The organism is Pseudomonas sp. G166 (assembly GCF_037027455.2).
Taxonomy (GTDB): Bacteria; Pseudomonadota; Gammaproteobacteria; order Pseudomonadales; family Pseudomonadaceae; genus Aquipseudomonas.
Window position 1 is genome coordinate 3707979 of sequence record NZ_CP146985.1, and the last position, 20384, is coordinate 3728362.

Here is a 20384-nt window from a genome sequence, read left to right on the forward strand (position 1 = left end):
CTCAGGGGGCGGCCGATCATGAATAAAGCCCCGATCGCTGCTAAATGATATGAGCCTTATGAATATCGCCGATATCGACCTCAACCTGCTCAAAACCTTCGAAGCCCTGCACGATGAATCCAGCGCCAGCCGCGCCGCGTTGCGCTTGGGCGTGACCCAGTCGGCCATCAGTGCAGCCCTGCGCAGGCTTCGAAACCTGTACGACGATCAATTGTTCGTACGCACCGGGCGCGGCCTGGCACCGACCCTGCGGGCCAACCAGCTCAAGCCGGTGATCAGCGATGCCTTGAACAAGTGCCGCCAGAGCCTGGCGATGGTCGACCCGGACGCTGGCCATTACGAAGGCCGTTCGGTCATCGTCGGGCTGTCCGACGACTTCGAGATTGCCCATGGGCGACGCTTGATCGAGGAAGTGGCGCGACATGCGCCGGGGTTACGCTTGATTTTTCGCCAGACCCACAGCCAGATCGTCGGCCGGGCCTTGATGGAGCGCAGCCTTGACCTGGCGATCACGGCGGGAGGTTTCAGCGAAAGGTTACTCAGCCGCCAGGTATTGGGCGAAGGCGACTATGCCTGCCTGGTAGACCCGGCCAGCCTGACGCAGGGCCAGCAAAGCCTCTCCCTGGAAGCGTTCGTGGCCCGCGAACATGTGCTGGTGTCTTCCGGTGGCTTCATCGGCATTACCGACGAAGGGCTGGCCGGGCTCGGTCTGAGCCGGCGGGTATGCGCCTCGACCACCCACTTTGCCGCGCTGCCGTTCCTGCTCAAGGGCAGCCAGGCGGTGGCGACCATTCCGACCCATGCCGCCCGGGCCATCGCGTCGCTCAGCGGCCTGGCATTGCTGCCCTGCCCCCTCGCCTTGCCGCGCTATCCCATTGAACTGGGCTGGCGAACCCACGCGCAAATGGATCCCGCGGTGGTCAAGGTTCGCGAGGCCATTGTCGTCACCTTCGCGTAAAGCTTACTTGTTGGCGGCCATCAGCCGATTGACTTCACTGCGCACCATGTTGGCGTATTCGGGCGGCGACATGCCGTCCAGTTCGGCACGCACCCACTCGGACCACTTGCCCTTGCGCTTGGAGCGCTCGCCGAACAACCTGGCAGCGTCGCCCTTGGCCTTGCCCAGGTTGTTTTGCCACAGTTCAAAGAGTCGGGATTTTTCGTCTTCCAGCGCCGCGCGCTCGGCCAGGGGCTTGTCAGCCAGATTGAAGCTCATGGGAATTACCTGTTGCGTAAATAGGCGCCATCTTACACCTTGCAGAGAAACGTCTTAACCACGATTTATGAAGGGTTGCGCTGCCAACGCTCTGCGCTGCAACTTTTACCCGGGCGCAACACTCCATTGTTCACTGCCATCATCACCAAGGAGTACCTCAATGGCTCGCAAAAGCACCGTGCAAACAAACGGAGAGCAGATCAAGGATCAAGCCTTCAGCGAACTGAAGGCACTGATTGAGGAATCGGAAAAGCTGCTCAAAAGCAGCGCCTCGCTGGTCGGCGAGGACGCCGAAGACCTGCGGGGCCAGATTTCCCAGAAACTGCAACAGGCCCTGGATTCGGTCGCCGAGGCTCGGGAGCGCACCCGGCCGATTGTCGATGCCACTGAGGTCTATATCGGCGGTCATCCATGGCAAACCGTGGCGATTTCCGCCGGTTTCGGGCTGGTGGTGGGGTTGTTGCTCGGACGGCGTTAAGCGTTTGGCAAGAATTGAATGATCACAGCGACTACCGATCGTTTCCCACGCTCCTGCGTGGGAACGTCGCCAGGGACGCTCCGCCTTCCACTTCTGAAAGGTGACGCAGAGCGCCACGGGATGCATTCCCACGCAGAGCGTGGGAACGATCGAATCCGCGCTCCCTCGCCACAGACATCCAATTGCTTACTGCCCCGCCAACTCGCGCAACTGCGCCAACGTCTGCTCCTCCAACACAATCCCCCGCTCACTGGATTTGCTGCGTTCGCGATGCCGACGATCCCCCGGCAGCCGCCGTAGCCCCACGGCGTGCATTTGTCTCACCAGCTCCTGACTGCGCTCGGCGAAGTTCTGGCCGGCGGCCTTGCTCGGGTCGATCACGATCAGTAGCTGGCCAGTCCACGGTGTCTTGGCGCCTGGATGATTGCTCCAGTCGAACTCGAAGGAAAAATTACCCCCGGTCAAGGCAGCCGCCAGCAACTCGACCATCATCGACAACGCCGAGCCCTTGTGCCCGCCAAACGGCAGGAGTGCCCCGCCTTCGAGAATCGCTTTCGGGTCGCGGGTCGGTTGGCCGAGGCTGTCCACGCCCATGCCTGGCGGTAACAGCTCGCCCTTGCGGGCGGCAATCTGCACGTCGCCATGGGCGATGGCGCTGGTAGCCAGGTCGAAGACAATCGGCTCGCCGTCGGCCCGGGGGGCGGCGAAGGCGATCGGATTGGTGCCAAACAGCGGACGGTCGGCGCCGTGGGGCACCACACAGGTCATGCTGTTGACCACGCTCAACGCCACCAGGCCTTCGTAGGCAAATGGCTCGACATCCGGCCACAGAGCAGCGAAGTGATGGGAGTTACGAATCGCCAGGACCGCGATTCCGGCACTGCGGGCCTTTGCCACCAACAATGGGCGCGCCGCCGCCAGGGCTGGCTGGGCAAACCCGTTAGCGGCGTCCACCGCGACAAAGCCTGAGGCGACGTCTTCGACCACTGGCACGGCCTTACCGTTGACCCAACCGCTGTCCAGTGTCGAGACATAGCCCGGGATGCGAAACACCCCGTGGCTGTGGGCACCGTCGCGCTCGGCACCGGCGCAGTTTTCGGCCAGGGTCCGGGCGACTTCGACCGACGTTCCATGCCGCAGGAAAATTTTCTCCAGCAAACTCACCAAAGCATCAAAGGACAGGGTGCAAGAACCAGCTTGATCGGATAGCGCAGACATCTGAAGCTCCAGAGAAATTGTTGGAGGTAGCAACAGCGTAGGAACGATGATTAAACACTGCTTCACGGTGAGAGCAAAGCCTGCTCCGCGTCCTTCAGCCTGACCAGCCTGTCGCCTTGTGTGCGGTAACTATGTACCACCTTTGCTCATTCGCCGTTGCCTAGTGTGGCCGCTTCATCCACACATGCGCCGCCCACCGGCGCCTTGAGCGAGAAGCGACGATGACCACTCAGACCCCAACCCTTTTGTTTCCCGAGGTATTGGCCGCCAAGCGCCTGGAGCAATTGACCAATCCCCATGGGTTGACGCAGGCAGACCTCGATTGGCTGCACCACACGGCCCTGCCCAACCACACGCTGCGCGCCGCGCAGACCCCGCCGATGTGCGCCGAAACGCTGTTGCTTGAATCCGAGGGTAACGCGCCGATCCCCCTGGCCGGCTGCTTTACCCTGAGCACCCTGACAAGGGCCGACGCGCCAGACATCAAGCCCGCGTTTCTCTACACGCATTTTGGTGGAATCAAAAAATTCGACAGCCTGGCAGCACTCGAAAAGAAAATTGACGAAATGCTGGAGGACCCGGCGCAACGGGACGATTTGTTTTGCCTCCTGGCCATTTCCCAACGTAACGAATTGAAGGGCACGACCTCGGTCAAGAAAACCAGGCAAACCATCAGCGGCGAGGTCTTCAAAACCCTGGTGGAGTCCATCGAAAACGCCCAAGGTCTCAATGCACTGGCCATGGTCGATGAACTGATCAAGCTACCCTCGCTGATAACGATGCTCGATCAGGTATTGAATGAGGTGGTGTCGAATTTTGATCATAAGCAGGCCCGCGTGACGCTGAGTAAAGGGGGGGACTTGGGGAGCCAACTGACCCGCAGCCTGTCCCTGAGCGACGCACTCTTGGTGTACTTCCACAACCAGGGCCGCCCCTGCGGGCACGACGTCGACTTCATCCACCCACAGATAACGGCATCACCACAGAACACGCGCCAGTGGGAAAGCCTGCTCAGGGTCACCGCCAGGCACCTGATTCCCAGACTCACCCATTGCATCGACGCTTATTGGGACGCCATGGGCCCTTTCTACGTATCACGTCGTAACTTTCTGTCTCAAGTCCTCAGCGACGCCCTACGGGCAACGATCCTGATCCAGCGCGAGAAGCAGCAGCTTACGCACGCGCAAAGCGAGGAGCTGCTCCGCCTCTACAGGCCATCTCGCCAGGACGAGACGCTGCTGTTTATCGAGACGATTCGTCTCTGGGAATATGAGCCCCTCTACGTGGAGCCTTCGGGTGCCTTGATGATCAGTGGCAAAGGCCACTACCTCTACACCCCCAACCACGGCCTGCAGAGAGTGGACAATTATCTGGGCTTCAAGGATGCGCTGCTCAATACCCCAACCAGCGTTGCGGGAAAGGAAGACCTCTATAGCCTGCTGAGCCTGGAAGAACGCAACCGTTTTCTGCGCCTTGATGCACCGCAGTTGTCGGGCAGGTCGCTGGCCTTGCCGGCATTCGATTCGTTGGCGGATGTAATCATCGGCAAACAGACGAGCAACCTTCGTTACGCACTGGAGATGTCCCGCCAAGGCGACGTGGACATCCACGCCCTCGTCGATAAAGCGCTGGACATACGTTCCTTGATCAACAAAAGCCTGCTCAAGCGCAAGACCGATGGGCATTGGGGCACGCAACCGGCCTTTTACGGAGACCTGCGACCGTCCAACTTCATGGCCGATCAACTGGAAAGAAAGGTCAATACCTATGCCAGTGTCGAAGAGGCTTTCAACACCCTGTTCACCCAGTTACCGCTCTCCGACAAGACTTGGCTGCGCAGTGAATTGAAAGACCTGCTTCCCAAACTGGCCAACGTTTTTTCCCTGGGGATACGTGAAGAGGCCCTGCTGCGAGAGCTCAACGGGACACTGCCACCTGCCGCACACGACCTCATCAAGGCCGTCTTTGCCTACGATTCCGAATTCCCGGACCGCAAGCAACGCATCGGGGTCAAAGGCTTTCGGCCAGATGTCTATTCTTTGCGGCTCGCGTACACCGCCGAAGGCGAATCGGCCTCAGTCGCCCTCGCCAACTGTTTTTTCTTGACCGAGCGCGGAGGGCTGGATACGCCTTACTCGGGCATGGGCATCCTTTGGACGCCCGCCGATGGCTTGCAGGTTTATGCGTCTGTCGAGCTGGCCACGAAGCAACTGAACCAACAACTGCTCGATTCCCGACGGCGCTTTGCGCTGCTGGAAAACCTCACGCTGGCCCAACGCAAACCCCACAGGCGCTATCGACTCGAGGCACTTGAGCTGATCGAAGACAATGTGCTGCTCAATCGGATGACGTCGTTCATCGAGTACTTCGAGGCCGAGCACCGTTATGTGAGCACCTTGAAAAGTGGCGATTGGCAACTGACCGGGCCTGCCTTGGTAAAGAGCCTTGGGGCACTACTGAAAAAAGGCGCTCCCAGCAATCTCACGCGCGCCGCACGTATCGCCCAGGCCAACCGATGGCAACAGAAACTGCCCGCCTGGCTCGGCACCGCCGCTGTAGAAGGCCAACGCCTGCATATCGATCTGCTGGAGCAATATCGGAGCAGCCTGGGCGATGGCAGCGATTACCTGGACGGGATCGAGCCCTTGCACACCTACGTCAGTAAAAAGCTGAAAGCTCTCCTGGACGCGCGCTTCGCCGAAAAAGACCTTGACCCCGCCGCCATCCAGATCACGCCGAACCTCGCACTGGCGGGGCCTGCCAGCACGTTGAACGATTTTGCCCTGAGTCATATCAACGACACTCAAAGGACCGGCTTCAAGGTTTCCTCAACCTCCCGGCAGCAGTTGCCGGACGGCTTGAACGAGGCCGCAGTCAGGCAGATGTTGCTGTCATTGGATATCCCCACCGCTTATAAGAAACACGTACAGGACAAGCTCTGCGGCAGCGCTGCCGACGTCCAGCAACGCAAGCAGCGGTTCCACCGACAAATACCCTGGCAACTGTTGCAGCACGCTCACGCACGGCAGCTACAGCAGCACCTTTCGCCCCCGGCGTTTGACTTGATCCGCCAAGTGCTGGACATGCCGGACGCCATTGCTCGCCAAGCAGTGCAAGGCGCCAGCGCGCTGATTCGTCCATTGGAGCTGATTAAAACCGAGGGGGCGGCAGCGATCAAAGCACTGGGTTTTTACCTGATCGGCTCGAGTGCCGATACGAAGGCGCCGCAGGTTCTGTACTCGCCCTACCATGCCGGCGATTGTTTTACGGAGTTCCAGGATGAAGCGGGCGTTGTGGCGGCATTCAATACGCCCGGCACGCTTCAGGATTTGTTGATTCGCCGACTGCCCAAAAATCAGCAAGCCACCTTCAAGAACCTGTTCGCCTCGACGGCCGGGTATCTGTCGGAAATCACCCTGGGTTCGAATCCGATCAGGACCAACCTGCTCGATACATTGTTTGACGACAACACAACGTTGTTGTCGGACATGCTGACCACGCAAACAGACAAAAACCGTCAGTTCGACTGGGAAACGGTCCGGCATCTGTTCAGCACTGGTGTCAAGTTTGTGGGTAGACAGTTGCCGGGCAAACTGACGTTTATTGAAACGCTTTGGGAAAGCTATCAGGACTTCAAGTCCTCCGCCGAGTCGTTGCAACAGCATGATTGGAAAGCCGGCTTGCACGACTTCATCGCCGGCGCCGTCGAGATGGCCTCGCTGGGTTCACTGAATCCCGACGATACGTTCGGCCTGCTCGCCCCGGTCGGTCCTGGTTCGCAGAACAGCCCGGCGGCGACCCCGACCGCCTGGAAGGACATTGCCTCCACGGCCCCGGCGCGCACTAACCTGCAAGCCTTCGAAGCCACTGGTGTCAGCCTCCAAGGCCTCCAGAGAAGCGCACTCGACGGCACCTACACATCAATGGAATCCGGCAAGCGCTATGTCCACCTTGCTGGAAAAGTCTTCCAGGTCGCGACAGTCAATCAGCTCTGGCGCGTTGTCCATGAACATGGAGAGGGGCCGATACTGCAAAGAACGCCGGGCAGCCAGGAATGGACGATTGATCCGCAGCGCCAGACCATTCGTTACGGCAAAGTGATGTCGACACTGGCCTATTCATACAGTGACTACAAGGCTTCGGGATCACTGAATATCGAAGCCCGGGGCATGGCTGAAATACGCAGGAAATATCCCCATTATGCAAACGCGATTGTGCAGGCCCTGGAGACGGCGAGGCATTACTCGTTCAATGCCCTGCACAACCTCGATCAAGTCAAGCGACGGGTCCCTTCCGGCTCTCGGTTGGATACTTTTCTAAAGAACTTTTTCAGTATCAGCACCGTCGATACCCATTTGATCAAAAAAGTACACGCGGCCGTTTCACCGATATGCCAAGCGTTGGCTGATCCGTCCTGGGAGGCACAGAACGCGCACCGCATCGTTATCGGTGACCTTAAGGATGCAAACGATACGGCGACCGCATTTGTACTTGAACCTGATGTAGCCGGAAGAATCTATCTCACGCAGTTTTTCTTCGATGTGGGGTTGGATCGGTACAAGGACTTAGTCCCAGCGTTCTTCAACGTCGATGCTCATGCCCAATGCGCGACCCTTATCCACGAAATATCCCACCAGCTTTTCGACACTTACGACATCGTCTACATGGACGCCGCGCTGCCATTCCTGGACCTGATTTCCACGGTGACTCATTCCGGACAAGAGAAATATGACTATCAAAAAAAACAGCAATCCAGCGCGCTTTCGTTAACCACGCCTCGATCCAAGCTGTTCATGGGCTGGGACAGCAAAGCCAACGAACTCAAGAGCCTGGAGCTTCTCCCCGGGCTCAAGGACATCGCCAAGGAAATTTTGAAAGTGACCGGTTGCAAGACCATGAACGAGGCACGCGATGCCTTCCTGGACCCTGGGTCGCCGGACAAACGCATCGACGTCATCCTTCGAAATGCCGACTCCCTGACGCTGCTTATTTGTGAGTTGGGTCGCCAGTTGGACCCGCCATCGCCCACTTCGACGACGTCCCCTTGATAGCGGCGCTTCGCCCAGGGCGCCCGACTGTTGATCTTTTTTTCACGGCGCCTATGGGATGCTAGAGCCTCGGAACACCGGTGTCAGAGCCTTTGACCGGGAAAAACAGGCTCATTTGATATGCAAACGCCATGATGGTTGTTCTCGGCAGCTCCTGCCGAAGGTTAGAATGCGGCAAACCAGGAAGCGTCAATGACCGAACACACACTCTCGGAAGCCGAATACGATGCCATTACCGATGCGGCCGCGCATTGGTGCATGCGGTTGCATGCTGCTGACTGCACGCAAGCCGAACGGCTAGCGTTCAAACAATGGCACGATGCCGATCCCCTGCACGCTTTCGAATATGAAGCCATGCTGGAAATCTGGGCTGTTGCCGATCATCTGCCCCGGCTCGAATCAACGGCGGCGCCCGTTCCAGCGTCCCGCCCTCGTGCACGGCCACGATGGAGCCGGTTGGCTGTTGCTGCGACGGTGCTCGCACTAGGCTTGCCCCTCGCCGCTTTCACTGGCTGGAACCTGGGCTGGTTGCCGAATTCGTACCAGCGCTTCGAGGCGGGCGCAAGCGTACGCCACATCACCCTGGGCGACGGTAGCCAGGTAGAGCTCAACCTGGGCAGTGAGCTGGTCTATGCCAACTACAAGCATGAGCGCCGGGTTACGCTGAAAAAGGGCGAGGCGTTTTTCGACGTCAGCCATGACACCCGACATCCATTCATCGTTCGCGCGGCTCAGGGCCAAGTGCGTGTGACCGGCACGCGCTTCAATGTCTGGATGTATCAGGATCAAGTGCGGGTCACGCTGGTAGAGGGCTCGGTATGGGTGACCAGCAACCAGGCGCTCGCCAATAACGGCACCCAGCTTTCGCCGGGCATGCAGGCAAGCTACAAGGCTGGCGACTACCAAGCGCAAGTGCGTGAGATTGGCCCCGATGACAGTTCACTGGCGTGGCGCAACGGTAAGCTGGTGCTCGATGACCTCGCCCTCAGCGACGCGCTGCCACTGATCAACCGCTACCTCGAGCATCCGGTCATGTTGGCCGACAATAGCACCGGCGCCCTGCGTGTCGGCGGTATCTACAACCTCAACGAAGTGCAGAACCTTGTGCCTTCGCTGCCTAAAGTCCTGCCGGTCTACCTGACGCGAAACAAGGACGGCAACCCGGTCCTCAATTCCATCGGCCAACGGCCCGCCACAAACTGAAAAAGCCGCGACCCGATCGGGTCGCGGCTTTTGGGCCTTCTAGTCCTGCAATCTTTCGGGACCCGACAACAACACCTATTGCGTAGCCACCCTGCCCGCCTCATCCCGTTCACGGATAATCAGCGCCTGATAATGCGGATCAGCCTTGATCTGCTGTTCGGTGAAGGGCAGCACACTCCATTGTTTCTTCGAAAAGGCCTGGGTCTGGTCCGCCGAGTAAGGCGAAGCGGGGTCGCTGGAGATGGAAAATGCCAACAAGCCCTCAGCCTGGGGGCCTTTGTCGTCAAAGGTCACCACTTGCAGATAACTGGTACCACTGACCACTTCTCGCTTACCGTTCGCCGTTGGCACGCTCTGGATCGCGTTATAGATCCCCAACTCACCGGGGCCGCCATGGATCGGCGTTTGCAGGCCACCAGCACTGGCCACCTGAACGTCCTGCCAACGGCTGTCTTTCGTCAACCCGGCAGCCTTCACCGCCGCCACGGAGGCCAGCATGGCTTCGCGCACGGCCTGGCGCACGGCTGGCCGCTCGATTGCCAGGCCGCGCGGGGTATGTTGCGGGTCCTTTGGATCGAACGCGACGCGCCACGAACCAGGCTCAGCCTGCAAGTGTTGCATGATGACCTGGAAATGCATGAACCCCAGCCCACTGTTCAAACCGGCAGTGCGATCCCAGGCCTTGAGGCGGGTACAGGCTTGGACCAATGCCGAGGCATCGGGCCCCAGGTCACTGGCGCAAAAGCCGAGCAGGTCCGGCATCACTTGGTCCGCCAGGTACACCTGATCGTCCATGACCATGCGCTGCAAATCCTCCACCTTCACCGGCCCGCCCTTGGCCAGTTTGCCCAGTCGGTCCAGGGCAAAACGCGCCCGCAGGCCCAACGGCTGGCCCTGCTGGCTGATCAACGGCGAATAACCGGCCAAAGGTTGCGAGGGATTGACCATCCAGGCCGAATCGTTGGAGTTCTGCACATAATCGCGGCGCAACAGCTGCGGCAGCTTGTCGGCTGCGTAGATGCCTTTTTGCCTGGCTTTGGCATCGATGTCCCAGGCGCATTCACTGCGCGAGCCATCGAGTACGATCAGTTGCAGACCGGCCCGGGGATCGCTGCAGCGGGCCAGCTTGTCGGCGCTGACATTCGGCACCACCGAGACGTTCATGTAGAGGCTTTGGCCCTGATCATCCACCGCCAGGGTATTGACCCAGGGAATGCCCTGGAGCTCATGGACCGCATTCTGCAGATCCTTGAGGGTGACGGCTTTGTTCATGGCGTACCACTGGGCCAACACCCGATCGTTTTCCAGGTTGGCGTCCCGCAGGCTATAGGCGAACCGACTATCCCAATCCAGCCGGCCGGGCCATTGCACGATCGGGCCGAACTGCGAGCCATAGACCACTCGGGAAATCGTCTGCACTTGGCCGTCAGGTTGCTTGATGTCGACCGCGACCGTCTGTTGGCTCATCGGCACAGACTTGCCGTCGAGCAGATAGCGGGTCGGGTCTTTCGGATCGAGCTGCAGCCGATACAGGGTGAAATGCTTGGAGCTGTCGACGGTGTGGGTCCAGGCCAGGTGCTGACTGAAACCGATGTTGATCAGCGGCAGGCCTGGCAGGGCCGCGCCCATGACGTCCAGTTTGCCGGGGATGGTCAGGTGCATCTGATAAAACCGCATGCCACCCACCCATGGAAAATGCGGATTGGCCAGCAACATCCCGCGCCCGTTGAACGAACGTTCACTGCCGATGGCCAGCGCATTGCTGCCGCGTTCCAGGGCAAAACGCTGCTGGCGGGTTGCCGCTGCGGCAAAACTCGCAGCCGGCCCCGCAGTGACGGCCGTCGCCTGGGGCGGTTGCGCGCCAGCCAGGGCTTCGGCGAACTGGCCGACCCCGCCTTCCACCAGCAGGCGACGAGTCAACTTGACCAGGTCCAACGCCGTGATGGGGCGCACCCACTCGCTCGCGCATTGCTCGGGCAGGCCTTTGGCCTTGCGCTCGGCCAGGGCGCGGTTGTAGCCCGCCACATAGCCTTCAATCAATTGCTGCACTTCAGGCGTCTGGGTTTGCCAGAAACCGGACACCGCTTGCGGCGTGTTCAGCCAACTGAAAAACACATCGCTGACGCGGTTCTCCCGCTGCTCGACCGTAAGCTGTTCAGGCCCAAAATAGCGCGAGCGCTGGCCGTTGACCGTGACGATTTCATTGGCCAGCAGACAAAGATTATCCTGGGCGTACGCATAGCCAATGCCGTAACCCAGCCCGCGCTCATTCTGAGCCTGGATATGCGGCACGCCAAAACGAGTGCGAGCGATCTCGGCACTGGCCTGGCCTGCATCGCCTTGAGCGCTGGCAACCGGGTTGAGCCCCAGGCTAATCGCCCAAAACACGCCTGCGAGGCCACGCCTCGATAACTGACCGGACATTCTTGCGTTCACTCCCAAGCAAAACTTCAGAACCAGGCCGGCGACCGGTGCGACAGCGAAAACATCCGCATGGCCCGCCTGGACAATCACATCCCCCCTGCCGAAGCGGAATGTGCCCTTCCTGAAAACGAACCCGATGAAAAAAAATTAATGACTTTTCAGCGGGTTTCCTGCGCCGGATGAAAACCCCAGACATTTTTTTCACCTCAGGGCCCTCATTATTGGTCGCCCTCGTTCGTCCTATTACAGGAGAGTACTTGTGACCTTTTCTGAACAGGCTGGTAAGGAGTTTTTGCATGCATGACAGGCAACTGCCAATGGAAGGTAAGCCACGGTCGAGCGGCGTCTCGATGACAACCACGAACAACCTGTTCGGCGGTCCAGCGGAGCGTGTCGGCAATGAACACATCAGGCGCCTGCTCAAGAGCTACGGGCTCAGGACCAGCCTGATTCGCCTCAAAGTCATCGACTCACTGCTCAAGGCCGCCGAGGAGAACCGCTGCCTGGGCGTGCGGGGCGTGCACAGTCAACTGCTGGGGCTGGACATTCCTTTGTCCTTCCTCAGCGTGCGCGAAGTACTCAAGCGCTTGTGCAGCGAGGGGGTCGTCACCTTCAATCCCGACAAGAGCTACTGCCTGGACCCCAAGGCCATGGCCGTACTCGAGGCAGGGGAGTGACGCCGATGATCAGGGTTTGACCTTGCGCCGCATCACGCCATTGATCACCACCACGATGATCGCTACGGCAATGGCGACGTACTGAAACAGCTGCTCGCTGATCATGCCTCTGTTTTGCATCCACGACAGTCCCAGCATGATTGCCAGGACGACGAGGACGATCAGGATCGAATATTTCAAACGTTGCGAATGAGTCATTGCCAATTTCCCGAATGTATCCGTTCTGTATCCGCCTGCTTGCCAGGCTCATACCTTGTTTTGGGGATAAGCGGCAGCAAACGGGGTCCCATGGTACAGCCGAAGGAGCGTTTTCGCGCAACCACGGTGTTTAATCATGAGGATTTATTTATGTTTCGTCGCCTGACCCTGTTGCTTCCCCTGCTGTCCATCCTGACCTTGAGTGGCTGTCTCTTTTTTCCTCACGACCGTGGTCATGGCGACCATGATCGTCGCGGCGGCCCCGGCCCCGGTCCTGGTCCTGGCTTCGACCAGCATCGTTAAGCGCGCTTGCCAACCCACAGGCCGCTGCGGTTCGACAATGAGGTGAGCCTGGCGGCTTGATGTAGCGAGGCATGTGGCACTCAAGCTCTATCGTAACAGGCCGATAAAAACAGAATCTCCCATCGTGCCTGCTCCGAACGACGCCTACGTGCAAGGACTCTCCACATGCCCGCATTCCGCACCATTCAGGCCCGCTACACGCTATTCCTAGTCATCTTCATGTTGGTGCTGTCAATTCTGACGGTGGTGGGCATCAGCTATCTGGTCGCACCCAAACTACGCCAGACCGAGGAACAAGTGGTGCTTAACCGCATCGCCGAAGTCGCCGAACAGATCAAGGGCGAACTGAACAAAGTACAGGCGCAGCAACGCAGCATCACCCAGACCATCCCATTGCTCGACAGCGATGCCATCGACAAAGTGCTACCCGGACTTGTCGATCAATATGGCGAGTTGAAAGTCTTCGGCGGCGGGATCTGGCCGTTGCCCAACCAGCGCGCCGAGGGCCGCAACAAATTCAGCACATTCTGGCACCGCGATGCATCCGGCAAACTGGTGGTCAACACCTTCTGGAACAGCGACGCCGCGCCAAACTATTACGAACAGCCCTGGCACAAGGGCGGGATGGCCACCCCAGCCGGCAAATGCGCCTGGGCCGCAGCGTATAAAGATGACGCCAGCGCCGAACCCCGTACCAACTGCGCCATGTCCATCCAGAAAAACGGCGTCCCTTACGGCGTTTCCACCATCGACGTGACCCTGGGTTTCTTCAACGAGCTGGTGGCGCGCAAGGAAGCGGACCTGAGCGCTGAAATGCTGATTGTCGAAGCAGACGGCAAGATCATCAGCAACAGCTCGCGCATCAACGGCCCGATCGTGCTCAAGAATATCAGCGAACTGGCGGCCACCTCGCCCTTCGCTGCTCAGGTCAAGGCTGGCCTGGCCAACCGTGACCAGCCACTGCAACGGGTCGAGTTTGACAACAAGGGCGAAGCCAGCACGTTTTTCATGCGCCCTATCGAAGGTTCGCCGTGGTTCCTGGCCACCGCCCTGCCTACCCGCCTGATCACCGCCCAGCGCGACGATGTCCTGAGCACCCTGAGCCTGCTGCAAATTCCGATGGTGATTCTGCTGGTATTGATGCAGTTGTACGCGATCCGTCAGTTGACCAACCGCATGAAGATCCTCAAAGGCAACATCGACGCGTTGTCCACCGGCGATGCCGACTTGACCCGGCGCATCACCATCCGTGCCGAGGACGAGCTGGGGGCTATCGGCCACTCCGTCAACCGCTTTATCGCTTACCTGCAAGACATGATCAGCGAAGTCACCCAGGCCACCGGCGCCATGGCGTCGAGCCTGGATAACCTGCAGCGGACCTCGGCCCACACCAGCGAAATCCTGATGCGCCACGCCTCGGAAACCGACCAGACCGTGACCGCCATCACCGAAATGAGCTCCACGGCAGAAAGCGTCGCACATAATGCCGCCGAAACCGCAGCGTTCACTCAGCGCGCGAACGAACACGCTGATCGCTCTCGGGTGGTGGTCGGCGAGGCATCCAATAGCGTGGTGGCGTTGATCGATGAAGTGGCCAGCGCCACCCGCAAGGTCGAGAGCATGCAGCAGGATGCTCATCGCATCACCGAGATCCTCGGCGTCATCGGGGCCATCGCCGGGCAAACCAACCTGCTGGCGCTCAACGCCGCCATCGAGGCCGCCCGGGCAGGCGAGCAGGGTCGTGGCTTCGCGGTCGTGGCCGACGAAGTCCGCGCCCTTGCCGCCCGCACCCAGGCCAGCACGTCGGAAATCAACGAAATGCTGACCCGCCTGACCCAGGGCGTGAGTTCGTCGGTCGCGGCCATGGAAAACACCCAGGCCAGCTGCCAGTCGGCCGCCGACGCCACCTCCCGCGTCAACTCGGGCCTGGATGAAATGGCCGGCTCCGTCAGCCAGATCAACAGCCTGAGCACCCAGATCGCCACCGCTGCCGAGCAACAGAACTCCGTGACCGAGGAAATCAATCGCAGCATGGTGCAGATCCGCCACATGGTCGAGGAGCTGGTGGAAAGCGGCCTGGCCAGCGAGAACAACACCCGGCAGCTGCTGGAGGCCAACACTCGGGTGAATGCGATCATGGGGCGGTTCAAGGTTCGCTGATCCATTGGCAGGCGGATACAAACTTCTATCCGCCGCACCACCTGTGGGAGCGAGCTTGCTCGCGATGGCGACGGCAAGACCAGCATCGTCATCGCAGCTCCACCGCTATCGCGAGCAAGCTCGCTCCCACAGGGGGGCTGCGGTGTCAGGTTAACCTGCGTCACCCCTCCCATCGCAGTGCCCCTCCAACCTGACAATTCTGTAATCCCCTCCTCAGCCCCCTGTCAGCTCACCGTCGCTACTCTGTTATCCTGCGCCCAAACGTTCGATACGAGACCACCCCCATGGCCAAGCCCCTGCACCTGCTCGCCCTGAGCGCCCTGTTCATGACCTCCCTGGCCCAGGCCGCCGAACCGGTGACCATCGATGTGCACCGCGATGCCAATTGCGGCTGCTGCAAAAAATGGATCTCGCACCTGCAAGAAAACGGCTTCAAGGTCAACGACCATGTCGAAGCCGACATGAGTTCGGTCAAGCAACGCCTGGGCGTGGCGCCGAACCTGCGCTCCTGCCATACCGCCGAGATCAACGGCAAATTCGTCGAAGGCCATGTCCCGGCCGACCAGGTGCTGGCTTTGAGCCAACGCGATGACTTGCTCGGCGTGGCCGCGCCGGGCATGCCCATGGGCTCGCCCGGCATGGAAATGGATGGCATGAGTGATGCCTACCAGGTGATCGGCCTGAAAAAAGACGGGACGCAAACCGTAGTGGCGGATTACCCGGCCCATTGATGGGTGAGGCTTACATCGGGTTATTCCTGGCCGCCTTCGGGGCGGCAACCTTGTTACCCCTGCAATCGGAAGCCCTGTTGGTTGGCCTGCTGCTCAGCGAGCGCTATGTGCTCTGGGCGCTGCTGGGGGTCGCCACACTGGGCAATGTCTTGGGCTCGCTGGTGAACTGGTGGCTGGGCACACGCCTGGAACAGTTCAAGGATCGGCGCTGGTTCCCCATCAGCACGGCCCAACTGGACAAGGCCCGCGTGCATTACCGCCGCTATGGACGCTGGTCGCTGCTGCTCAGTTGGCTGCCGGTGATCGGCGATCCGCTGACCCTGGTGGCCGGGGTGATGGGTGAACCCTGGCGGCGCTTTCTGTTGCTCGTGACCCTTGCCAAAGGCCTGCGTTATGGCGCCCTCGCCCTCGCGACCCTGGGTTGGATGGGTTGAACGTTCGGGTCGTTCGGTTGCCTGTGGTTAATGTCGCCATAATCGGGCCACTCCAGGATCGGCGGTTGCCCCAAGGAGATTGACCATGTCGCGTCCCACCTCTCGCTGGTTGCCCAGCCTGTTCCTGAGCGCCGCCCTGCCCTTGCTCGCCCACGCCGAGAATCCGCCACAAGGCCAGGCCTACGGGCCGCAGCTCGAAGGGTTCGAATACCCCTATACCCTCAAGCATTTCGCTTTGCAGTCCCAGGGCCAGGCGTTGCAGATGGGCTACATGGACGTGCCGGCCCAAGGCAAGGTCAATGGCCGCAGCGTGGTGCTGATGCACGGCAAGAACTTCTGCGCTGCGACATGGGGCGATTCGATCAAGACCCTCAGCGAGGCCGGCTACCGGGTGATTGCCCCGGACCAGATCGGCTTCTGCACCTCGAGCAAACCAGCCCATTACCAGTACAGTTTCCAGCAGTTGGCGAGCAACACCCAGGCCCTGCTCAAGGCCCTCGGTGTGCAGAAAGCCATCGTGCTCGGCCACTCCACCGGCGGCATGCTCGCCACCCGGTATGCCTTGCAGTTTCCCGATCAGGTCGAGCGTCTGGCGATGGTCAACCCCATCGGCCTGGAGGACTGGAAGGCCCTCGGCGTGCCCTACCGCAGCGTGGACCAGTGGTACGAGCGCGAGCTGAAACTCAACGCTGATGGCATTCGCAATTACGAGCGCACCACCTATTACGGCGGCCGCTGGAAGCCGGAATTCGAGCGCTGGGTGGACATGCTCGCCGGATTGAACAAAGGGCCCGGTCATGTGCAAGTGGCGTGGAACTCGGCGCTGATCTACGACATGATCTTCACCCAGCCGGTCTATTACGAGTTCAAGGACCTGAGTGTGCCAACCCTGCTGTTGATCGGTACCTCTGACACCACCGCCATCGGCAGCGACATCGCGCCGCCGGCGGTGAAAGCCAAACTGGGCCGTTATGAGGTACTGGGCAAGCAGGTTGCCCGGTTGATTCCCCGCTCGACCCTGGTGGAGTTCCCCAATCTGGGGCATGCCCCGCAGATGGAAGAGCCGGATCGGTTCCACCAGGCCCTGCTGGGCTGGCTGGACAAACCCATTCCCTGACGAGGTGTTCCATGGCGGTGCAAATAGCAGTCATCGACGATTGGCAAGACGTGGCACGAGACGTGGTGGACTGGTCGGTGCTGGACAATATCGGCCAGGTGACTTTCCTTCACGACTACCCAGCCGACCGCGACACCCTCGCACAGCGCCTGCAGCGCTTTGAAGTCATCTGTGTGATGCGTGAGCGCACATCGTTCGACGAAGGCCTGCTGCGCCGCCTGCCCAACCTCAAGTTGTTGCTCACCGGCGGCATGCGCAATGCCGCCCTGGACCTCAAGACCGCCACCGAGCTGGGCATCCAGGTCTGCGGCACCGACAGCTACAAGCACGCGGCCCCTGAATTGACCTGGGCGCTGATCATGGCCCTGACCCGCAACCTGGTGCAGGAAGCCAATGCCCTGCGCACCGGCCTGTGGCAGCAAGGCTTGGGCGGAGATCTGCACGGCAAGACCCTGGCGATTCTCGGCCTGGGCAGCATTGGCAAGCGCGTCGCGCAGTTCGGCCAGGTGTTCGGCATGCGGGTGATCGCCTGGAGCCAGAACCTCACCGAGGAAAAAGCCGCCGAAGCCGGTGTGACCTACGTGAGCAAGCAGGCGCTGTTCGAACAGGCCGACATTCTTTCGATCCATCTGGTGCTCAGCGAGCGCAGCCGCGGCCTGGTGGATGCCCAGGCCCTGGGTTGGATGAAGCCTGAGGCGCTGCTGGTCAACACCGCGCGTGGGCCGATCGTCGATGAGGCCGCCCTGATCGACGCCCTCCGGCACCAGCGCCTGGCCGGTGCCGCCCTGGACGTGTTCGCCCAAGAGCCGTTGCCGTCCGACCACCCATTCCGAACCCTGGACAACGTCCTGGCCACGCCACATGTGGGGTACGTCAGCCGACAGAATTACCAGCAGTTCTATTCCATGATGATCGAGGACCTGCAGGCCTGGGCGGCGGGCAAGCCGATCCGCTTGTTGACGCCAGTCACCTGATCTCAACTCCACCATAGCCTTCCCTGCGGGAGCGAGCTTGCTCGCGATAGCGGTGTACCAGTCACTCTCGATGGTGATGATCTGCCGCCATCGCGAGCAAGCTCGCTCCCGTAGAATAGTGTTTTTCCAACACTGAAAATGGCCATCAAAACGCCTCTACCCCACCCGCCCTCCAATGGTGCGTCGCGCCATTGCATCGCGCACGGCGATGAAACATCGAGTTGCCCCTACACCTTTTTGGTGACAAGGAACTGCACTTCGTCGGTGCGTATCCCCCTTTGTCGTGTAGGAGATTGCCGACAAAAACCGTGATTGTCCGACAATGCGACGAAGCGAGCCGCACCGCTCTAAGTTCTGACCTAGACTGCCTAACCGGGGGAAAAACCTACCGGTCATCCAGCTGAAAAAAAGTCGAAACTTTTCACAACGGCGACAGGTCAGGTTAGAGGTAGGGCAACAGCGGGTGGTGCATTCCTTGCAACCACCCTTCCACCTGATTCGCTTCGCCGCATTGGGCAGCGCTTTGCTTTCCTTGCGTAGCGCTTGTGCGCCTGGCCGCAGGATTCGGCCAATGAAACAACAGCTCTGGCGCTTGCCGGAAACAGATCGAGAAAATGGGAGAAAGTTATGATCAGTGCTGCCTTGGAACCACAGCAAGTCCGTTCTCAATTACCGCCGGCGGCTGAATCCCCGACGGCACCGGTGCTGGCCACCGGCGGCAAGGCACTGCTCCCCGTCGTTCGACAGAATCCCAATCGCAAGAAGGTATTGTTCGTAACGTCGGAAATCGCTGACCTGGTAAAGACCGGCGGCCTGGGCGACGTTTCGGCCGCACTGCCTCGGGCCATGGCTGGCCTGCATGATGTCCGGGTGCTGATCCCCGGTTATCCGCAGGTGATGAACAGCGGCAATCCCATCCACATCATCGGCGAACTGGGTGGCCACGCAGCGCTGCCGCCCTGCAAGATCGGGCGCATGGACATGGCCGATGGCCTGGTGATCTATGTCCTGATCTGCCCGGAGCTCTTTGCCCGCGAAGGCTCGCCTTACGGAGCCAACAACGGTCGCGACTGGCCCGACAACCACATTCGCTTCGCCCGCCTGGGCCTGGCCGCGGCCGACATCGCCGCCAACCTGGCACAGATCCACTGGTGCCCCGACCTGGTCCACGCTCACGACTGGCCAGCCGGGCTGGCACCGGCCTATATGCACTGGCGCGGCCAGCGCACGCCGACCCTGTTCACCATCCACAACCTGGCCTACCAGGGCGTGGTGAGCCTGGCGTCCTGCCCGGAACTGGGTATTCCCGAACACGCACTGCAACAAGAAGGCATGGAGTTCTACGGCAAACTGTCGTTCCTCAAGGCCGGCATGGCCTACTCCAGCCACATCACCACGGTCAGTGCCACCTATGCCCAGGAAATCACCACCCCGGCGTTCGGCTGCGGCCTTGACGGATTCCTCGCGGCCAAGACCCAACAAGGCCTGCTCAGCGGCATCCCCAACGGCATCGATGAAAGCTGGGACGCGGCCACCGACACGCACCTGTTCCGCCAGTTCGCCATGGGCGACTGGGAAGGCAAGGCGGTCAACGCTGCCCATGTGCGCGATCTGTTCGGCCTCGACGACTCTACCGGCCCGCTGTTCGCCGTGGTGTCGCGCTTGGTGTACCAGAAAGGCCTGGACCTGACCGAAGCGGTCGCCGAGTTCATCGTCGAGTCTGGTGGACAGATCGCCATCATCGGCCGCGGCGAACCGGAAGAAGAACAAGCCATGCGTGAACTGGCACTGCGCTTCCCCGGACGGATCGGCGTGCGCATCGGCTTCAACGAAACCGACGCTCGGCGGATGTTCGCCGGCAGCGACTTCCTGCTGATGCCCTCGCGCTACGAGCCATGCGGCTTGAGCCAGATGTACGCCCAGCGTTTCGGCTCGCTGCCGGTAGCGCGCAATACCGGCGGGCTGGCAGACACCATCGAGGACGGCATCACCGGCTTTCTGTTCGATGAGTCCACGGTGGAAAGCTACAAACAGGCATTGAGCCGGGCCTTCAAGGTCTTCGCCTTTCCCGACCTGCTCAACGCCATGCGCTGCCGGGCCATGTCGGCCCCTTTCAACTGGTGCAAGGCCGTGGAGCCCTATGCCGAACTCTACGAACAGCTAGTGGCCAAGTCACTGGGTAAATCGGCCAGACAATGAGGTA

General features: G+C 60.4%; 17 protein-coding genes. 12 read left to right on the forward strand and 5 right to left on the reverse strand.

Annotation, left to right across the window (positions count from 1 at the left end):
* Window positions 1–49: 49 nt before the first annotated feature.
* On the forward strand, window positions 50–958 hold the full coding sequence (locus tag SGN16_RS16005; protein ID WP_335945208.1) for a LysR substrate-binding domain-containing protein: 909 nt from the start codon (window positions 50–52) through the stop codon (window positions 956–958).
* A gap of 3 nt (window positions 959–961) precedes the next feature.
* Here SGN16_RS16005 and SGN16_RS16010 read toward each other — a convergent pair whose 3' ends face one another.
* Window positions 962–1216, reverse strand: coding sequence for a hypothetical protein (locus tag SGN16_RS16010; protein WP_076384979.1), 255 nt, complete (start codon window positions 1214–1216; stop codon window positions 962–964).
* Between the two features lie 160 nt (window positions 1217–1376).
* Between SGN16_RS16010 and SGN16_RS16015 the strand changes: the two genes are divergently transcribed.
* Window positions 1377–1694, forward strand: coding sequence for a DUF883 family protein (locus SGN16_RS16015; RefSeq protein ID WP_210639000.1), 318 nt, complete (start codon window positions 1377–1379; stop codon window positions 1692–1694).
* A 186-nt stretch (window positions 1695–1880) separates the two neighbouring features.
* On the opposite strand, the gene SGN16_RS16020 is transcribed toward SGN16_RS16015, so the two are convergent.
* Both SGN16_RS16020 and SGN16_RS16025 read right to left on the reverse strand, forming a co-directional pair.
* A complete protein-coding gene (locus tag SGN16_RS16020; protein WP_335945207.1) occupies window positions 1881–2912 on the reverse strand; it encodes an Ldh family oxidoreductase in 1032 nt (343 codons plus the stop codon).
* A gap of 146 nt (window positions 2913–3058) precedes the next feature.
* Complete coding sequence (locus SGN16_RS16025; protein ID WP_335945206.1) at window positions 3059–3634, reverse strand: hypothetical protein; 576 nt, start codon at window positions 3632–3634, stop codon at window positions 3059–3061.
* 18 nt (window positions 3635–3652) lie between these two features.
* On the opposite strand from SGN16_RS16025, the gene SGN16_RS16030 reads away from it, so the two are divergent.
* Window positions 3653–7960 carry a DUF6543 domain-containing protein gene (locus tag SGN16_RS16030; protein WP_335945205.1) on the forward strand — a complete coding sequence of 1436 codons (4308 nt, stop codon included), beginning with the start codon at window positions 3653–3655 and terminating at the stop codon, window positions 7958–7960.
* A 192-nt stretch (window positions 7961–8152) separates the two neighbouring features.
* Window positions 8153–9163, forward strand: a complete 1011-nt coding sequence (locus tag SGN16_RS16035) for a FecR family protein (protein ID WP_335945204.1) — start codon at window positions 8153–8155, stop codon at window positions 9161–9163.
* Window positions 9164–9238: 75 nt separating this feature from the next.
* Here the strand turns inward: SGN16_RS16035 and SGN16_RS16040 are convergent, their stop codons facing one another.
* Window positions 9239–11587 (reverse strand): acylase, encoded by a 2349-nt coding sequence (locus SGN16_RS16040; RefSeq protein ID WP_335945203.1) that lies wholly within the window; start codon window positions 11585–11587, stop codon window positions 9239–9241.
* A gap of 296 nt (window positions 11588–11883) precedes the next feature.
* Here SGN16_RS16040 and SGN16_RS16045 point away from each other — a divergent pair, with 296 nt between their 5' ends.
* Window positions 11884–12264 (forward strand): fe2+ zn2+ uptake regulation protein, encoded by a 381-nt coding sequence (locus SGN16_RS16045; protein WP_335945202.1) that lies wholly within the window; start codon window positions 11884–11886, stop codon window positions 12262–12264.
* A gap of 9 nt (window positions 12265–12273) precedes the next feature.
* Here SGN16_RS16045 and SGN16_RS16050 read toward each other — a convergent pair whose 3' ends face one another.
* The gene (locus SGN16_RS16050) at window positions 12274–12462 is read right to left on the reverse strand and encodes a hypothetical protein (protein ID WP_210639006.1); all 189 of its coding nucleotides are present in this window, start codon (window positions 12460–12462) and stop codon (window positions 12274–12276) included.
* Window positions 12463–12612: 150 nt separating this feature from the next.
* Here SGN16_RS16050 and SGN16_RS16055 point away from each other — a divergent pair, with 150 nt between their 5' ends.
* The 7 genes from SGN16_RS16055 to glgA all read left to right on the forward strand — a co-directional run bounded on the left by SGN16_RS16055 (window position 12613) and on the right by glgA (window position 20380).
* A complete protein-coding gene (locus tag SGN16_RS16055; protein WP_335945201.1) occupies window positions 12613–12765 on the forward strand; it encodes a hypothetical protein in 153 nt (50 codons plus the stop codon).
* 165 nt (window positions 12766–12930) lie between these two features.
* A complete protein-coding gene (locus SGN16_RS16060; RefSeq protein WP_210639008.1) occupies window positions 12931–14925 on the forward strand; it encodes a methyl-accepting chemotaxis protein in 1995 nt (664 codons plus the stop codon).
* 284 nt (window positions 14926–15209) lie between these two features.
* Window positions 15210–15656, forward strand: a complete 447-nt coding sequence (locus SGN16_RS16065; RefSeq protein WP_210639009.1) for a DUF411 domain-containing protein — start codon at window positions 15210–15212, stop codon at window positions 15654–15656.
* The gene (locus tag SGN16_RS16070; RefSeq protein ID WP_335945200.1) at window positions 15656–16090 is read left to right on the forward strand and encodes a YqaA family protein; all 435 of its coding nucleotides are present in this window, start codon (window positions 15656–15658) and stop codon (window positions 16088–16090) included. Before SGN16_RS16065 ends, SGN16_RS16070 begins: the two co-directional genes overlap by 1 nt.
* A gap of 85 nt (window positions 16091–16175) precedes the next feature.
* The gene (locus SGN16_RS16075) at window positions 16176–17207 is read left to right on the forward strand and encodes an alpha/beta hydrolase (RefSeq protein ID WP_210639011.1); all 1032 of its coding nucleotides are present in this window, start codon (window positions 16176–16178) and stop codon (window positions 17205–17207) included.
* Window positions 17208–17218: 11 nt separating this feature from the next.
* Entirely contained in the window at window positions 17219–18181 is a 963-nt protein-coding gene (locus SGN16_RS16080) for a D-2-hydroxyacid dehydrogenase family protein (protein ID WP_210639012.1), read from the forward strand.
* 627 nt (window positions 18182–18808) lie between these two features.
* Window positions 18809–20380: a glycogen synthase GlgA gene (gene glgA / locus SGN16_RS16085; RefSeq protein WP_210639013.1), complete on the forward strand. Its 1572-nt coding sequence runs from the start codon at window positions 18809–18811 to the stop codon at window positions 20378–20380.
* The last annotated feature ends 4 nt before the right edge of the window (window positions 20381–20384 follow it).

Coding starts and splice junctions, on each gene's coding strand:
- SGN16_RS16050 (WP_210639006.1), bottom strand. CDS start 12,462: ATGACTCATTCGCAACGTTTGAAATATTCGATCCTGATCGTCCTCGTC.
- SGN16_RS16020 (WP_335945207.1), bottom strand. CDS start 2,912: ATGTCTGCGCTATCCGATCAAGCTGGTTCTTGCACCCTGTCCTTTGAT.
- SGN16_RS16075 (WP_210639011.1), top strand. CDS start 16,176: ATGTCGCGTCCCACCTCTCGCTGGTTGCCCAGCCTGTTCCTGAGCGCC.
- SGN16_RS16040 (WP_335945203.1), bottom strand. CDS start 11,587: ATGTCCGGTCAGTTATCGAGGCGTGGCCTCGCAGGCGTGTTTTGGGCG.
- SGN16_RS16080 (WP_210639012.1), top strand. CDS start 17,219: ATGGCGGTGCAAATAGCAGTCATCGACGATTGGCAAGACGTGGCACGA.
- SGN16_RS16070 (WP_335945200.1), top strand. CDS start 15,656: ATGGGTGAGGCTTACATCGGGTTATTCCTGGCCGCCTTCGGGGCGGCA.
- SGN16_RS16055 (WP_335945201.1), top strand. CDS start 12,613: ATGTTTCGTCGCCTGACCCTGTTGCTTCCCCTGCTGTCCATCCTGACC.
- glgA (WP_210639013.1), top strand. CDS start 18,809: ATGATCAGTGCTGCCTTGGAACCACAGCAAGTCCGTTCTCAATTACCG.
- SGN16_RS16045 (WP_335945202.1), top strand. CDS start 11,884: ATGCATGACAGGCAACTGCCAATGGAAGGTAAGCCACGGTCGAGCGGC.
- SGN16_RS16035 (WP_335945204.1), top strand. CDS start 8,153: ATGACCGAACACACACTCTCGGAAGCCGAATACGATGCCATTACCGAT.
- SGN16_RS16060 (WP_210639008.1), top strand. CDS start 12,931: ATGCCCGCATTCCGCACCATTCAGGCCCGCTACACGCTATTCCTAGTC.
- SGN16_RS16015 (WP_210639000.1), top strand. CDS start 1,377: ATGGCTCGCAAAAGCACCGTGCAAACAAACGGAGAGCAGATCAAGGAT.
- SGN16_RS16005 (WP_335945208.1), top strand. CDS start 50: ATGAGCCTTATGAATATCGCCGATATCGACCTCAACCTGCTCAAAACC.
- SGN16_RS16065 (WP_210639009.1), top strand. CDS start 15,210: ATGGCCAAGCCCCTGCACCTGCTCGCCCTGAGCGCCCTGTTCATGACC.
- SGN16_RS16030 (WP_335945205.1), top strand. CDS start 3,653: ATGGTCGATGAACTGATCAAGCTACCCTCGCTGATAACGATGCTCGAT.
- SGN16_RS16010 (WP_076384979.1), bottom strand. CDS start 1,216: ATGAGCTTCAATCTGGCTGACAAGCCCCTGGCCGAGCGCGCGGCGCTG.